This is a genomic window from Citrobacter sp. Cs237 (assembly GCF_030332325.1).
GTDB lineage: Bacteria > Pseudomonadota > Gammaproteobacteria > Enterobacterales > Enterobacteriaceae > Citrobacter_A > Citrobacter_A sedlakii.
Map to the genome: position 1 here is coordinate 382,417 of NZ_JAOWIB010000109.1, position 14,584 is coordinate 397,000.

General features: G+C 57.4%; 12 protein-coding genes. 6 read left to right on the forward strand and 6 right to left on the reverse strand.

Going from position 1 to position 14,584, the window contains the following annotated elements:
- Positions 1-70 precede the first annotated feature (70 nt).
- Positions 71-1,162, forward strand: a complete 1,092-nt coding sequence (locus OGY07_RS21995; protein WP_286603157.1) for a tartrate dehydrogenase — start codon at positions 71-73, stop codon at positions 1,160-1,162.
- A 60-nt stretch (positions 1,163-1,222) separates the two neighbouring features.
- On the opposite strand, the gene rnd is transcribed toward OGY07_RS21995, so the two are convergent.
- The 5 genes from rnd to yoaA form a co-directional block, all read right to left on the reverse strand.
- Positions 1,223-2,356: a ribonuclease D gene (gene rnd, locus OGY07_RS22000; RefSeq protein ID WP_181821466.1), complete on the reverse strand. Its 1,134-nt coding sequence runs from the start codon at positions 2,354-2,356 to the stop codon at positions 1,223-1,225.
- 69 nt (positions 2,357-2,425) lie between these two features.
- Positions 2,426-4,111: a long-chain-fatty-acid--CoA ligase FadD gene (gene fadD / locus OGY07_RS22005; RefSeq protein ID WP_060569607.1), complete on the reverse strand. Its 1,686-nt coding sequence runs from the start codon at positions 4,109-4,111 to the stop codon at positions 2,426-2,428.
- A 204-nt stretch (positions 4,112-4,315) separates the two neighbouring features.
- Entirely contained in the window at positions 4,316-4,897 is a 582-nt protein-coding gene (locus OGY07_RS22010; RefSeq protein ID WP_060569606.1) for a Slp family lipoprotein, read from the reverse strand.
- Positions 4,898-4,969: 72 nt separating this feature from the next.
- The gene (gene tsaB, locus OGY07_RS22015) at positions 4,970-5,665 is read right to left on the reverse strand and encodes a tRNA (adenosine(37)-N6)-threonylcarbamoyltransferase complex dimerization subunit type 1 TsaB (RefSeq protein ID WP_060569605.1); all 696 of its coding nucleotides are present in this window, start codon (positions 5,663-5,665) and stop codon (positions 4,970-4,972) included.
- Positions 5,666-5,722: 57 nt separating this feature from the next.
- Entirely contained in the window at positions 5,723-7,633 is a 1,911-nt protein-coding gene (gene yoaA, locus OGY07_RS22020; protein WP_200033016.1) for a DNA repair helicase YoaA, read from the reverse strand.
- 128 nt (positions 7,634-7,761) lie between these two features.
- Here yoaA and OGY07_RS22025 point away from each other — a divergent pair, with 128 nt between their 5' ends.
- On the forward strand, positions 7,762-8,106 hold the full coding sequence (locus tag OGY07_RS22025) for a RidA family protein (RefSeq protein ID WP_060569604.1): 345 nt from the start codon (positions 7,762-7,764) through the stop codon (positions 8,104-8,106).
- Between the two features lie 4 nt (positions 8,107-8,110).
- On the opposite strand, the gene OGY07_RS22030 is transcribed toward OGY07_RS22025, so the two are convergent.
- Positions 8,111-8,290 (reverse strand): YoaH family protein, encoded by a 180-nt coding sequence (locus OGY07_RS22030; protein WP_042287725.1) that lies wholly within the window; start codon positions 8,288-8,290, stop codon positions 8,111-8,113.
- Positions 8,291-8,363: 73 nt separating this feature from the next.
- Between OGY07_RS22030 and pabB the strand changes: the two genes are divergently transcribed.
- The 4 genes from pabB (at position 8,364) to pdeD (ending at position 14,580) form a co-directional block, all read left to right on the forward strand.
- Complete coding sequence (pabB, locus tag OGY07_RS22035) at positions 8,364-9,725, forward strand: aminodeoxychorismate synthase component 1 (RefSeq protein WP_042287727.1); 1,362 nt, start codon at positions 8,364-8,366, stop codon at positions 9,723-9,725.
- A 3-nt stretch (positions 9,726-9,728) separates the two neighbouring features.
- The gene (locus OGY07_RS22040) at positions 9,729-10,307 is read left to right on the forward strand and encodes a CoA pyrophosphatase (protein WP_042287729.1); all 579 of its coding nucleotides are present in this window, start codon (positions 9,729-9,731) and stop codon (positions 10,305-10,307) included.
- A 1,160-nt stretch (positions 10,308-11,467) separates the two neighbouring features.
- Positions 11,468-12,832, forward strand: coding sequence for an L-serine ammonia-lyase (gene sdaA / locus OGY07_RS22045; RefSeq protein ID WP_286603166.1), 1,365 nt, complete (start codon positions 11,468-11,470; stop codon positions 12,830-12,832).
- Between the two features lie 149 nt (positions 12,833-12,981).
- Entirely contained in the window at positions 12,982-14,580 is a 1,599-nt protein-coding gene (gene pdeD / locus OGY07_RS22050) for a cyclic di-3',5'-guanosine monophosphate phosphodiesterase PdeD (RefSeq protein ID WP_286603167.1), read from the forward strand.
- The last annotated feature ends 4 nt before the right edge of the window (positions 14,581-14,584 follow it).

The window sequence follows — 14,584 nt, forward strand, 5'->3', positions numbered from 1 at the left end:
TTAACTGCCGTTCAGTCAATTATAGGATAGCGGTGAAGTCAATTTTCTGAGCCGATAAGTGAGATCTGAAATGAACAAAACCTGTCGCATTGCCGCCATCCCCGGAGACGGCATTGGTAAAGAGGTTCTGCCGGAAGGGCTACGGGTGTTAAAGGTCGCCAGCGAGCGCTGGGGGCTGTCTCTGAGTATTGAAACCTTTGAATGGGCCAGCTGTGAGTACTACCAGCAACACGGCAAGATGATGCCGGATGACTGGCACGCACAGTTGTCATCGTTTGATGCCATCTATTTTGGCGCGGTTGGCTGGCCGGACACCGTGCCGGATCATATCTCCCTGTGGGGATCGCTACTGAAGTTCCGCCGTGAATTCGATCAGTACGTTAACCTGCGACCGGTACGCCTCTTTCCGGGAGTGCCCTGCCCGCTCGCGGGCAAGCAGCCTGGCGATATTGATTTCTACGTGGTGCGAGAAAATACTGAAGGCGAATATTCGGCGTTGGGTGGACGGGTTAATCCGGGCACCGAACATGAACTGGTGATCCAGGAGTCGGTGTTTACCCGCCGCGGCGTGGATCGCATTTTGCGCTATGCGTTCGAACTGGCGCAAAGTCGCCCGCGTAAAACGCTGACCTCCGCCACCAAATCTAACGGGCTGGCGATCAGTATGCCATTCTGGGATGAACGCGTGGAGGCAATGGCGCAGCACTTTCCCGCTATTCGCTGGGATAAGCAGCACATCGATATTCTGTGCGCCCGGTTTGTCATGCAGCCGGAACGCTTTGACGTAGTGGTCGCCTCTAACCTGTTTGGCGATATTCTGTCAGACCTCGGTCCGGCGTGTACGGGTACCATTGGCATCGCGCCTTCCGCCAACCTGAACCCGGAGCGCACTTTCCCCTCTTTGTTCGAACCGGTCCACGGTTCCGCGCCGGACATATACGGCCAGAACATTGCCAACCCGGTCGCCACTATCTGGGCAGGCGCGATGATGCTCGATTTCCTCGGGGAAGGCGATGCGCGCTATACCGCTGCCCATGACGGTATCCTGGCGGCGATCGAGCAAGTGATTGCCAGCGGACCGAAAACGCCTGATATGAAGGGGAACGCCTCAACCCGGCAGGTGGGCGAGGCTGTCTGCGAACGGATACGGTCCATGCAGTAAGCGAAGACCGTACAGTACAACGCGACCGGCTGGCGGATGTCCAGCCGGAGCGGGCTGACATTAGCCCTGACGCGGATACTCCGCCAGCAGCGCATGAAGCTGCGCGGCCATCAACTCGCCGCGCCAACCGGAGATCAGTTCTGGCTCGCCGTTTTGCGGTTTGAGCTGCCAGTGCCAGTTAAGCAACTGGTTGATCTGGCGGCGTGACGCCAGCAGTTCGGCGCTGACGTTATGCCCGGCGCTCACTCCGGCAATCAGCGCTTTAATATCTTTAAACGCTTTCCGATAGCCAGGCATGTCGATCAGGTTAAGCAGCGGCGCTGGCAGCGCCTCCTCGGGTAACGCCTGCGCTTTGGCAACCAGCGCGAGCAGCGTCTTGCCATGGAAGCGAATTTCACTCCCGGAAAGCCCGAGGCTGTCGAGTTCCCCCATGCTGCCGGGCATATAGCGCGCCACCGACCACAGATGTTCTTCACGCACCACGAAGTTCACCGCCAGATCGCGCTCGCGCGCCTTGCGCAACCGCCAGTCGGCAAGCAGCTGCAGACAGGCCAACTGGCGGGTACGCAGTTGCCAGGCATTGGTGATATCACGCCACGCCTCTTCCGGCGCCAGAATTTCCTGACGACGTTGCTGCATCAGACGGCATTCGTCCAGCGCTGCGGGCAGCCAACCAGCAGCTTCGGTTTCCGCCATCAGTTTTCCGGCGATCGGCAACAGATACCATACGTCCGCCGCCGCATATTCACACTGGCGTTCCGTCAGAGGACGCGCCAGCCAGTCGGTCCGCGATTCGCTTTTGTCGAGCGCCACGCCGCTAAACTCTTCGACCATTGAGGCAAAACCCCACGACAGCGGGCGACCGCAGAAAGCCGCCAGAATTTGCGTGTCGATCAGCGGCTGCGGCAGCTCGCCAAAGGCATTCAGAAACACTTCCAGATCTTCACTGCCTGCGTGCAGATATTTCGTGATAGCGGTATCGCGTAAAATCGCCTTCAGCGGCGACCAGTCGGTGATGCCATGCGGATCGATTAGCGCAACATGTTCGCCGTCGAACAACTGGATAAGCCCTAACTGCGGGTAATAGGTGCGCGTACGAACGAATTCGGTATCAAGGGCGATGGCAGGAAACGCGCGAACCGCCTCACAGAGGGTCGCCAGCGCGTCGTCAGTGGTGATCATTTGGTAATTCAAATTGCTTTCTCTTTGTTTTACGCCAAAAAAAACGCCGGATTATCCGGCGCTTGACGTGTTGCTTAACGCTCAGCCTTTATTGTCTACTTTGGCGCGGGCTTCGTCACGCAATTCTCGACGTAAAATTTTTCCGACGTTGGATTTTGGCAATTCATCGCGGAACTCCACCAGCTTCGGCACCTTATAGCCGGTTAACTGGCGGCGGCAGAAAGTCACCAGCGCCTCGTCCGTTAATGACGGATCTTTTTTCACCACGAAAATCTTCACCGCTTCGCCGCTGCTGCCGGACGGCACGCCGACGGCCGCGACCTCGAGTACTCCCGGATGCTGCATCACAACATCTTCGATCTCGTTTGGATAAACGTTGAAACCTGAGACCAGAATCATGTCTTTCTTACGGTCGACAATGCGCAAAAAACCCTCATCGTCCATCACCGCGATATCACCTGTATGCAGCCAGCCGTCCTTGATGATCTCGTCGGTCGCATCCGGACGCTGCCAGTAACCGAGCATCACCTGCGGACCTTTGACGCACAGTTCGCCGGGCTGATCCGGCGGCACTTCGTTATCATCATCGTCCACCAGCTTAGCTTCGGTAGACGGCACCGGCAACCCAATGCTGCCGCTGTGATAGTCAATATCATGCGGGTTCACGCTGACCAGCGGCGCGCATTCGGTCAGGCCATAGCCTTCCAGCAGATACTGTCCGGTCAGTTTCACCCAGCGTTCAGCTACCGCCTGCTGCACCGGCATACCCCCGCCGGCGGAAAGATGCAGGGAGGAGAAATCCAGTTGCTGGAACTCTTTATTATTCAGCAACGCGTTAAACAGGGTGTTCACGCCGGTCATGGCGGTAAACGGGTACTTTGCCAACTCTTTCACCAGCCCCGGAATATCGCGCGGGTTGGTAATCAGCAGGTTCTGTCCGCCCAGTTCGATAAACAGCAGGCAGTTCATGGTCAACGCGAATATGTGGTAGAGCGGCAGTGCGGTCACCACCAGCTCTTTCCCCGGATGCAGGAGCGGTCCATAGGTCGCTTTCACCTGCTCAAGGTTAGCAAGCATATTGCGATGGGTGAGCATCGCGCCTTTCGCCACGCCGGTCGTGCCGCCGGTATATTGCAGGAAAGCCAAATCCTCAGACACCACTTCCGGCTTCACGTACTGCATGCGGTAGCCCGCATGTAGCGCGCTGCGAAACGAGATGGCATCCGGCAGATGGTACTTTGGCACCAGACGTTTGATGTATTTGACCACAAAGTTCACCAGCGTCCCTTTCGCCGTCGACAGCTGGTCGCCCATGCGGGTCAGAATAACGTGTTGAACCTGAGTTTTCTCAACCACTTTTTCCAGGGTGTGGGCGAAGTTCGAGACAATGACGATCGCCGCCGCGCCGCTGTCGTTGAGCTGATGCTCCAGCTCGCGCGGCGTGTATAGCGGGTTGACGTTCACCACGATCATCCCGGCACGCAGAATGCCAAACAGCGCGACGGGATACTGCAACAGGTTTGGCATCATTAGCGCGACGCGATCGCCCTTTTTCAGACCCAGCCCTTCCTGCAAATAGGCCGCAAACGCCCTGCTCCGCTCTTCCAGCTTGCGGAAGGTCATCACCTCCCCCATATTAACGAACGCGGGCTGATCGGCGTAACGCGCGACAGCATGCTCAAACAGTTCTACCAGGGATTGATAACGGTCAGGATTGATCTCCGCAGGCACATCCGCGGGATAACGGTTTAACCAAACCTTCTTCACTGCATCACCTCTAAAATGAGTGTTCGTCGTCATCGCAACCCCAGATAATAAACAAGTCGTTAACACAATATTAACTCAGCGTACCAGTTTATTAATTACTCAACGAAAAGGTTGCGAAGCGCGTCACTATTTATTTTTCTTATGACATGACTAACGCAGAAACAGCGGACGTGCCGCTGTTTCTTTTACTGATAATACAAAGGGTTACTCTGTGACTATCGTCTGAACCTGAGCAGGCCCAGGGTTATACCACCCCCAGCCGCCGTAGCCATAGGGCCAGCCTCGTCCGCCATAGAACCAGGGGTCGATAGGCTGCGGCGGCATGACGACCTGTTGAGCGATACGCCAGCGCTTGTAGCCCGTCACGTCCATGGTCATGAAGTTATACGGCGTGTTGCCGACTTTTCCCGCCACGCTGCCGGTGATCGGCCCGACGACCGTCACTAACTGACCGCGAAAATCGACCGGATCAAGAAAGCCGTTCACGTTAGCATAAATACGTCCGCGTGACGGCTCGCCAAGGATCGGGCGCGCGCCGCTGTCCAGCGGGACGGTAGCGATTTCCAGTCGGGTTTTGCCCTGCTGGTTTTGAATATCCACCACCTTACCGCCAAATCGCGCTTCCTGACCAACGTACAGCTGCGGGGCATTCATCACCCGCATCAGATCGTCCTGCGGCGTCGGGCTGGTGCCTTTGATGGCATCCGGAACGGTCACACACCCGCTGAGCATCAGCACGATCGCGCCCGCCAGCAGATTTTTAACAACTTGTTTTTGAACCGCCATACTGCGACTCCTTTTCTCAGCGCACTGCCCCGAAGTTCCAGTGCATTTCCAGGGCATACATACTACTGAGATTCATTCTTTGCCCGGAAGTTTCTTCCAGGCCACGTTGTTACGTAAATAAACCGGTTCGGCGTGTTCAACGGCGACCGTTTTTCCTGCCGCCAACAATTGGCGGGCAACAGGAAGCATGTCTTCCGCTGCGGGCAGCAAAATGCCGCCGTCACGCAGCGCCAGAGCGCTCTGTTTACCGAGATCGGGCCACGCAGGCCAGCCGGTTCCCACGGTAACCCATTCGCCGTCGAGCTGCTGCAGCCGTCCTTCCACCTGCTCCGGTTTGAGCACCGCTTCCGTTTCTTCGCCGTGCCAGAGGCCGTTTTCGTCACGCTGATACTCAGCCCAGTAGACTTCGCCCATGCGCGCGTCAATGGCCGCCAGTACGCGGGTTGCGCCGCTTTTGCGCCAGGCGCCCTGCGCCATTGTCGCCAGCGTGGAGACGCCAATCATCGGCAGTTCCGCCCCCAAGGCCAGCCCCTGCGCAATGCCAATACCAATACGCACGCCGGTAAAACTGCCCGGCCCGCGTCCAAAGGCAAGCGCGTCAAGTTCAGTGAGTGAAAGGCCGCTTCGGGTCAGGATGTCCTGCACCATGGGCAGGATACGTTGCGTATGTTCGCGTGGACAAAGCTCAAAATGAGCCGTGAGGGAACCGTCGTTCCACAGAGCGACAGAACAGGCTTCTGTGGCGGTATCGATAGCCAGAATTCGCATGGGTTTTCGTGCTTAGATCAATAAAATGGCCCGCATCTTACCATACTCCAGCGTAAATTACTCCGCTGAAGGCATGGCGAGAAAACGGACCGCGCGGGCGATATCCCGGGTACGCGGCGCGGGCGGCAGACTGGCCAGAAACGTCGCGCCATAGGGGCGCATTACCAGCCGGTTGTCGCAAATCACCAGCACGCCGCGATCGTCGGCATCGCGGATCAGGCGGCCTACGCCCTGTTTCAGGGTGATCACCGCATCGGGTAATTGCACCTCGTCAAACGGATCGCCGCCACGCAGTCGACAGTCTTCCATTCGCGCTTTCAGCAGCGGATCGTCCGGCGAGGTAAACGGCAGCTTGTCGATAATCACCAACGACAGCGTATCGCCGCGCACATCCACCCCTTCCCAGAAACTGCTGGTCGCCACCAGCAGGGCATTACCGGCGCTGACGAACTGCTGTAACAGCTGGCCTTTACTGGTTTCGCCTTGCAGCAGTACCGGCAGCGTCATGGTCGCGCGAAACTGCTCCGCCAGGTCGCGCATCATGGCGTGAGAAGTACAGAGCATAAAACAGCGCCCATTATTGGCTTCGATGATCGGTCTTAACATTGCCGCCAGTTGGCGCGCCGCGCCTGGCTGGTTGGTTTGCGGCAGATTGCGCGGCACGCACAGCAATGCCTGACGGCTGTAGTCAAATGGGCTGGGCAGCAGCATCGATTCCGCCTGCTCAATACCCAGACGTGCGGTAAAATGGTGGAGGTCGTCGTTCACCGACAGCGTGGCGGAGGTGAAGATCCAACTCCCCGGCTTCTGCTCCATCACCTCTTTGAATTTGTCCGCCACGGTCAACGGGGTCAGCGCAAGGGTAAAATTGCGCGACGTGCATTCGTACCAATAGCTGTAACCGGGTTGATTGATCTCTTTCAGCCGCTTCAGGCGCGCCCGGTAGAGGGTGGCGCGCTCAAAGGCGGCGTCAAGCAGCGCCGAGCGGCCAAGCGACAGCTTCGCCACGTCATAACATAACTCGAGGGTGTCATCGAGCAGTAAAAAGGCACGCTGCACGCGCGGATCTGCCAGCAATTCGCGCAGATTGCCGCGATACCCCGGTTCGCCCAGCTGCAGGCGAAAATCCTGCGCGCTTTGCGCCAGACGGTCGGCACATTTTTGCAACTGCTGGGTGTCTTTCAGCTCGGTACGATAGGCAATGGTAATATCTTTCGCCAGATCCATCAGTTGGCGACTGGAAAGCGATTGTCCGAAATACTGGCTGGCAATGTCCGGAAGCTGGTGGGCTTCGTCGAAAATCATCACTTCCGCCTCCGGAATCAGTTCGCCGAAACCGCTCTCTTTGACCACCATGTCAGCGAGAAACAGATGATGGTTCACCACCACGACATCCGCCTCCATCGCTTTTTTACGCGCTTTTACCACGAAGCAGTCTTTATACAGAGGACAGTCGCTACCGAGGCAGTTATCGTTAGTGCTGGTAACCAACGGCCAGGCCTGGGAATCTTCGGCTACGCTGACGCAGGTACTGATATCGCCATCTTCGGTCTGGTTCGACCAGGAGCGCAGCAGGATCACATCGCTTAAGGTCTGCACCGGCAGGTCTCCCCCCGCCAGCGCCTGTTGCTCCAGGCGTTCGAGGCAAAGATAGTTTGAACGCCCTTTCAGCAGAGCCAGTTTGCCGCTGTACTGTAGCGCTTTTGCTACCGTCGGCAGATCGCGGCTGTACAGCTGATCCTGCAAGGCCTTCGACCCCGTAGAGATAATCACTTTCTTTTTCGCGCGCAATGCTGGCGCGAGGTAGGCGTAGGTTTTCCCCGTCCCCGTCCCGGCTTCCACCACCAGCGGCTGCGCACGTTTAATGGCCTGTGTGACGGCTACCGCCATCTGTCGCTGTGGTTCGCGCGGTTTAAAACCCGGTATCGCTTTAGCCAGCTGACCTTCTGGTGCAAAATCGTCCGTCACACTACCCCCTGTTAATTTGAACAGGGATTATGTCAGGCCGGAGAGTCTTACGCCAGTTGAAGAAATGTCGACGCCCTGACAATATGGCAGTTTGCCCGCGTATGCAGAACGTTAAAGAGGAAGAATGTATGACGATTATTCGTATTGATGCCGAAGACCGCTGGTCCGATGTGGTGATCCACAACAACACGCTGTACTACACCGGCGTGCCGTCGAATCTGGACGCCGATGCGTTTGAACAGACGGCCAATACGCTGGCGCAGATCGACGCCGCGCTGGCGCAGCAGGGCAGCAGCAAGTCACGTATTCTTGATGCAACCATTTTCCTGGCGGATAAAAGCGATTTTGCGGCGATGAACAAAGCCTGGGACGCCTGGGTCGTTGCCGGACACGCTCCGGTGCGCTGCACGGTGCAGGCTGGATTAATGAACCCGAAATATAAAGTTGAGATAAAGATTATCGCGGCGGTCTGAGTCGCTATTCGTCTTCATCGTCAAAACGCGCCACGATCCGTTCGCCGGTATGCGTGGCGCGTAGCTCTTCCGCCACCAGCGCAATCGCCTGACCGCTGCTCATGCCCTGGGACATCAGTTCCTGGATTCGTTCAACCGCTTTCTGCTGCTGCTCGTGGCTGAGTGAAGGTAAACCTGCAAACATCGTCAACTCCTGCTAAATTGTCTGCGCTAATTATTTCATGCAACCCGTCACATAGCCAGTACAGTCAGGATCAATGAAGACGTTATCTCCCGCGATTATTACGCTCCCCTGGCGTCAGGACGCCGCCGAATACTATTTTGCCCCGCTAAGCCATTTACCCTGGGCGATGCTGCTGCATTCCGGCCATGCGAATCATCCGCACAGCCGTTTTGATATCGTGGTGGCCGATCCATGCTGTACGCTCACCACCCACGGCGACGCAACCCAAATCCGCGACGCGAATGGCGTTCGCGACAGCCACGACGATCCGCTGGCGTTGCTGCAAACGGCGCTGGATACGCTGCAGCTTCATCCGTCGCCTAATGACGCGCTTCCGTTTCAGGGCGGCGCGCTGGGATTATTCGGCTACGACCTTGGGCGACGTTTTGAGTCATTGCCGTCTATTGCGCAGCAGGATATTCCTCTTGCGGAAATGGCGATTGGCATTTACGACTGGACGCTGATTGTCGATCATCACCGCCACACGGTGACGCTGCTCAGCCATACCGACGTACAGGCACGCTACGACTGGCTGAAAAGCCAGCGTTCTCCCGCCCGGACGCCGTTTGCGCTGACCTCTGGCTGGCAGTCGAATATGAGCCGCGAACAGTATGGGGAAAAATTCCGTCAGGTGCAGGCGTACCTGCACAGCGGCGATTGTTATCAGGTGAATCTGGCGCAGCGTTTTCAGGCGGCGTATCAGGGGGATGAATGGCTGGCCTTTACGCAGCTTAATCAGGCCAACCGCGCGCCGTTCAGCGCCTTTATACGTCTTGACGAAGGGGCGATTCTGAGCCTGTCGCCGGAACGCTTTATGTTGCTGGATAAGGGCGAAATCCAGACCCGGCCGATCAAGGGAACCCTGCCACGACTGTCGGACGCGCAGGCCGACCGCCAACAGGCGCAAAGACTGGCGCATTCGGCAAAAGATCGCGCCGAAAATCTGATGATCGTCGACCTGATGCGTAATGACATCGGCCGCGTGGCGATTCCCGGCACGGTGAAAGTGCCGGAACTGTTTGTCGTTGAACCGTTTCCGGCGGTGCATCACCTGGTCAGCACCATCACCGCGCAACTGCCCGCGACACGCCACGCCACGGATCTCCTTCGCGCTGCGTTCCCGGGCGGCTCCATTACCGGCGCGCCAAAAGTGCGGGCGATGGAGATTATCGATGAACTGGAACCCCATCGCCGCAACGCCTGGTGCGGCAGCATCGGCTACCTGAGCGTGTGCGGCAATATGGACACCAGCATTACTATTCGCACCCTCACAGCGGTTAATGGTCAGCTATACTGCTCTGCCGGAGGCGGCATTGTGGCCGATAGCGAGGAACAGGCGGAATATCAGGAAACGTTTGATAAAGTGAACCGTATTTTGCATCAACTGGAGAACTAACCCATGGAAAACACAGGCCTGACGCTGGATGATTTTTTATCACGCTTCCAACTTTTGCGACCGCAGATCAATCGTGCGTCGCTCAATCAGCGCCAGGCTGCGGTTCTCATTCCGGTGGTGCGTCGTCCTCAGCCCGGGCTGCTACTGACCCAGCGTTCCGTGCATCTGCGCAAGCATGCCGGACAGGTGGCCTTTCCCGGCGGCGCGGTAGACAGTACTGATGTGTCGCTTATCGCCGCCGCTCTGCGTGAAGCGCAGGAAGAGGTGGCTATTCCGCCGGAAGTGGTGGAAGTGATTGGCGTTTTGCCGCCCGTGGATAGCGTCACCGGGTACCAGGTGACGCCAGTGGTGGGCGTGATCCCGCCAAACCTACCTTATCGCGCCAGTGAGGATGAGGTATCCGCTGTGTTTGAAATGCCGCTGGCACAGGCGCTGCATCTGGGGCGCTACCATCCGTTGGACGTTTACCGTCGAGGCGATTCTCACCGCGTATGGCTGTCATGGTATGAGCATTATTTCGTCTGGGGTATGACCGCGGGCATCATTCGTGAACTGGCATTGCAGATTGGCGTGAAGCCGTAGGGTTATGGCGCATGGCCAAACGGAAAATATAGCCTGCGATCTGAAAAGGATATCTGTTACACCGGCAACAGGTTGCATGATGAGATATCCTGCGATCTGAACAGGATGTCTGCTACACCGGCAACAGGTTGCATGATGAGACATCCTGCGATCTGAACAGGATATCTGTCACACCGGCAACAGGTTGCATGATGAGACATCCTGCGATCTGAACAGGATGTCTGTCACACCGGCAACAGGTTGCGTTCCCCATACGGGCAGTGCTTCTCTGAACTTTCAGCACCCGTGAACGCGCAAGGGAGGCTCGCCGCCGCCTCCCTTGCAACCCAGGCTCCCGGCAGGGAAAATCGCCACTGCGTGGTGCATTCGCCTTTTGCCGTCTGCCTGTCGGGTCGGGGGCGAGCCTGCCTCCCCGCAGGCCGCCCCCTCCGCCCGCTTCCCTGCGGGCGGCCCCGGTCAGCCGTCAACGGCTCATCGATTTTCACGCCGGACCGGATCATCGCTGCCACGCTCTGCTTTTCAGGGAGATGAGTTTCGCTGTGATGAGCAGCTGGCGCTGTACCCTAACAGGTTTACGGTTCTGGTTGATGCTGTTATCCCCTGCCCGCCGCTGTGGAGGTCAGGTGTGGATGGTCCGGCTGAAAATTGCCGACGTGTTTCCGTAAGGCCGGGGGAAGCCGCAGGGAGGCGGCTTCAGGGGGTGCGCAGCAGGGACGCTGCGTCACCCCCGACCCGACAGCCTGAAGGAATAAGCGGAGGGCACCGCGAAGCGGCAATTTTCCGACCGGGAGCCGGGATTGTTAAGGGCGTGGCGGAGAACGCCCTTAACACGTTCGCGGGAGACGGACGCCCTGAGAGGCACAGAACATGGGGCGAACGGAACCTTTCTGCGGGGTTACATGGAGAGATATCCTGCGATCTGAAAAAGGTATCTGTCACACCGGCAGGGAAATTACCCCCCTCAAGTCCCGCAAGCTATACTTATCTTTACGCGCAAACAACACAACCTGAAACTCCCGTCACAACATTAGTAAAAACGCGGTTACTCATTAGTTTAATTCATGTGAATAGTTAAGCTGATGCCGACGTTCCCTCTTACACTATGCGCAGTTATTACATCGTTTCTGGAAGTTTCCAGTCACCCTGTCAGGAGTATTATCGTGATTAGTCTATTCGACATGTTTAAGGTGGGGATTGGTCCCTCATCTTCCCATACTGTAGGGCCTATGAAGGCGGGTAAACAGTTCGTCGATGACCTGGTCGAAAAAGGATTACTGGATAGCGTTACCCGTGTTGCCGTCGACGTGTATGGTTCACTGTCGCTCACGGGTAAAGGTCACCACACCGATATCGCCATTATTATGGGCCTGGCAGGCAACGAACCTGCCACCGTAGATATTGACAGCATTCCGGGTTTCATTCGCGATGTTGAAAATCGCGGTCGCCTGCTGCTGGCGCAGGGCCAGCATGAAGTCGATTTCCCGCAAAATGACGGGATGCGTTTTCACAATGGCAACCTGCCGCTGCATGAAAACGGCATGCAGATCCACGCCTACAGCGGGGATAACGTTGTCTACAGCAAAACGTATTATTCTATCGGCGGGGGATTTATCGTCGATGAAGAACATTTCGGTCAGGACGCCGCCGGTGAAGTCAGTGTGCCGTATCCGTTCAAATCGGCTACCGAGCTGCTGGGCTTTTGCAACAGCACCGGTCTGTCGCTTTCAGGGCTGGCCATGCAAAACGAACTGGCGCTGCACAGCAAGAAAGAGATCGAAGACTATTTTGGTCACGTCTGGCAGACCATGCAGGCCTGTATCGATCGCGGGATGAACACCGAAGGCGTGCTGCCGGGGCCGTTACGCGTACCGCGCCGTGCTTCCGCGCTGCGCCGGATGCTGGTTTCCAGCGACAAGCTGTCCAGCGATCCGATGAACGTGATTGACTGGGTGAACATGTTTGCTCTCGCGGTCAACGAAGAAAACGCTGCCGGTGGGCGCGTGGTTACCGCGCCGACAAACGGGGCGTGCGGGATCGTGCCTGCTGTGCTGGCCTATTACGATCACTTTATTGAATCCGTCAGCCCGGATATCTATACCCGCTACTTCCTGGCGGCCGGGGCGATCGGCGCGCTGTATAAAATGAACGCCTCCATTTCCGGCGCGGAAGTGGGCTGTCAGGGTGAAGTCGGCGTGGCGTGTTCAATGGCTGCCGCAGGCCTGGCGGAACTGCTGGGCGCCAGTCCGGAGCAGGTATGCGTTGCCGCGGAAATCGGCATGGAGCATAACCTGGGGCTGACCTGCGATCCGGTTGCCGGTCAGGTTCAGGTTCCGTGCATCGAGCGGAACGCCGTTGCCTCGGTCAAAGCGATCAACGCTGCGCGGATGGCCATGCGCCGTACCAGCGCGCCCCGCGTCTCGCTGGATAAAGTCATCGAAACGATGTACGAAACCGGTAAAGACATGAACGCGAAATACCGGGAAACCTCTCGCGGCGGTCTGGCGATCAAAGTGCAGTGTGACTAAGCCCGCCCACTCACACGCATAATTTTCCTTTCGCCCATCTGCCACGGATGGGCGAAATTTTTTGCCCTCTCTCGTCGGCCCGCATTTTCCCCACTACACTTGCTCTGTTACGGTTGGCTTTTGTGGCCGACGGTTTTCGGGTGGCCTGCATGCAGACAGCACAACGGATCATAAAAAAATATCGCCGCAGACGTTTTATTCTTTGCACGCTTTGTGCGCTGGCGACACTCATTCTGACGCTGAGCGTTCGATTTATTTCGGAGCGGAATTTAAATCAGCAGCGCACCGCCACCTTTGCCTCCCGCGCGGTGGCCTCACTGGATGAGATCCTCCGTCCCCTGCAAAACGGACGCGACAATCTGCTGCCTTTAATTGGGCTTCCCTGCGCCTCGGCGCACCTGCCTTTACGTAAAGAGGTCGCCCGGCTGCAAACGGTACGGGCTATCGCGCTGGTGCGAAACGGCGTGCTGTATTGCTCCAGTGTGCTTGGCCTGCGCGATGTCCCAATCCGCCAGCTTCAGCCCGATCTCCCAGCTGCGGATGCCAGGCTGTTGCTTTCCACAGACGCGGTACTTATTGCTGGCACCCCTATTCTGATCCAGTGGTATCCCGCTTCGCCCGATGGCAAAGACGGCCTGCTGGAGGTGATAAACATCGACCTGCTCATCTCTTTATTGCTGGAGCCGCGAAAACCGCAAATTACCCACGCCAGTCTGACGGTCGGCAACCGCCATCTCCTTTACGGTAAGGGTGTCGTCGCTACTCTGCCTCCTCTCGATGGAGATGAGCGCTATCAACATCACTCGCAGCACTTTCCCTTTACCATCAGCGTCACCGGCCCGGGTGCAGAGGCGCTGGCGTTGAGGACGTTACCGACCCAGTTGCCGCTGGCCCTCCTGCTAAGCCTGCTGGTGGGGTATCTCATGTGGCTGGTCACCGCCAACCGGGTGAGTTTCTCCTGGGAAATTAACCTCGCCATCGCCCAGCGGGAGTTTGAACTGTTCTGCCAGCCGCTACTGGACGCGCACACGCAGCAGTGTACAGGGGTGGAAATCTTGCTGCGCTGGAATAACCCGCGTCAGGGCTGGATCTCACCGGACGTGTTTATTCCTATCGCGGAAGAACATCATCTCATCGCGCCGTTGACCCGGTATGTGATAGCGGAAACCATTCGGCAACGGCATTTTTTCCCGATGAGCCACCAGTTTCATATCGGCATCAACGTTGCCGCCAGCCACTTTCGTAAGGGGGAGTTACTGAGGGATCTGGACCAGTACTGGTTCAGCGCACAGCCTGTGCAGCAACTGGTTATTGAACTGACGGAACGCGATGCCCTGCGGGATGTGGACTATCGCACCGTTCGCGAAATGCAGCGCCAGCATATCAAACTGGCGATCGATGATTTCGGCACCGGTAATAGCTCGCTGTCATGGCTGGAAAAGCTGCGCCCGGACGTGCTGAAAATTGATAAGTCGTTCACCCATGCCATTGGCACCGACGCCGTTAACTCGACGGTGACCGACATTATTATCGCCCTCGGGCAACGACTGAACATTGAACTGGTCGCGGAAGGAGTGGAAACGCAGGAACAGGCGCAGTATTTGCGCCGTCATGGCGTGCATTTGCTGCAAGGCTATCTTTATGCGAAACCCATGCCGCTGCGTGATTTTCCGCAGTGGCTGGCGGGAAGCCTGCCGCCTCCCGCCAGGCATAACGGGCGCATGACGCCCGTTATACCGCTGCGCTAGAGGC

Bases quoted from the DNA above. Each gene is read 5' to 3' on its own strand.
- OGY07_RS21995 (WP_286603157.1), top strand. From the start codon at position 71: ATGAACAAAACCTGTCGCATTGCCGCCATCCCCGGAGACGGCATTGGT.
- OGY07_RS22010 (WP_060569606.1), bottom strand. From the start codon at position 4,897: ATGGCGGTTCAAAAACAAGTTGTTAAAAATCTGCTGGCGGGCGCGATC.
- tsaB (WP_060569605.1), bottom strand. From the start codon at position 5,665: ATGCGAATTCTGGCTATCGATACCGCCACAGAAGCCTGTTCTGTCGCT.
- OGY07_RS22025 (WP_060569604.1), top strand. From the start codon at position 7,762: ATGACGATTATTCGTATTGATGCCGAAGACCGCTGGTCCGATGTGGTG.
- OGY07_RS22030 (WP_042287725.1), bottom strand. From the start codon at position 8,290: ATGTTTGCAGGTTTACCTTCACTCAGCCACGAGCAGCAGCAGAAAGCG.
- pabB (WP_042287727.1), top strand. From the start codon at position 8,364: ATGAAGACGTTATCTCCCGCGATTATTACGCTCCCCTGGCGTCAGGAC.
- OGY07_RS22040 (WP_042287729.1), top strand. From the start codon at position 9,729: ATGGAAAACACAGGCCTGACGCTGGATGATTTTTTATCACGCTTCCAA.
- pdeD (WP_286603167.1), top strand. From the start codon at position 12,982: ATGCAGACAGCACAACGGATCATAAAAAAATATCGCCGCAGACGTTTT.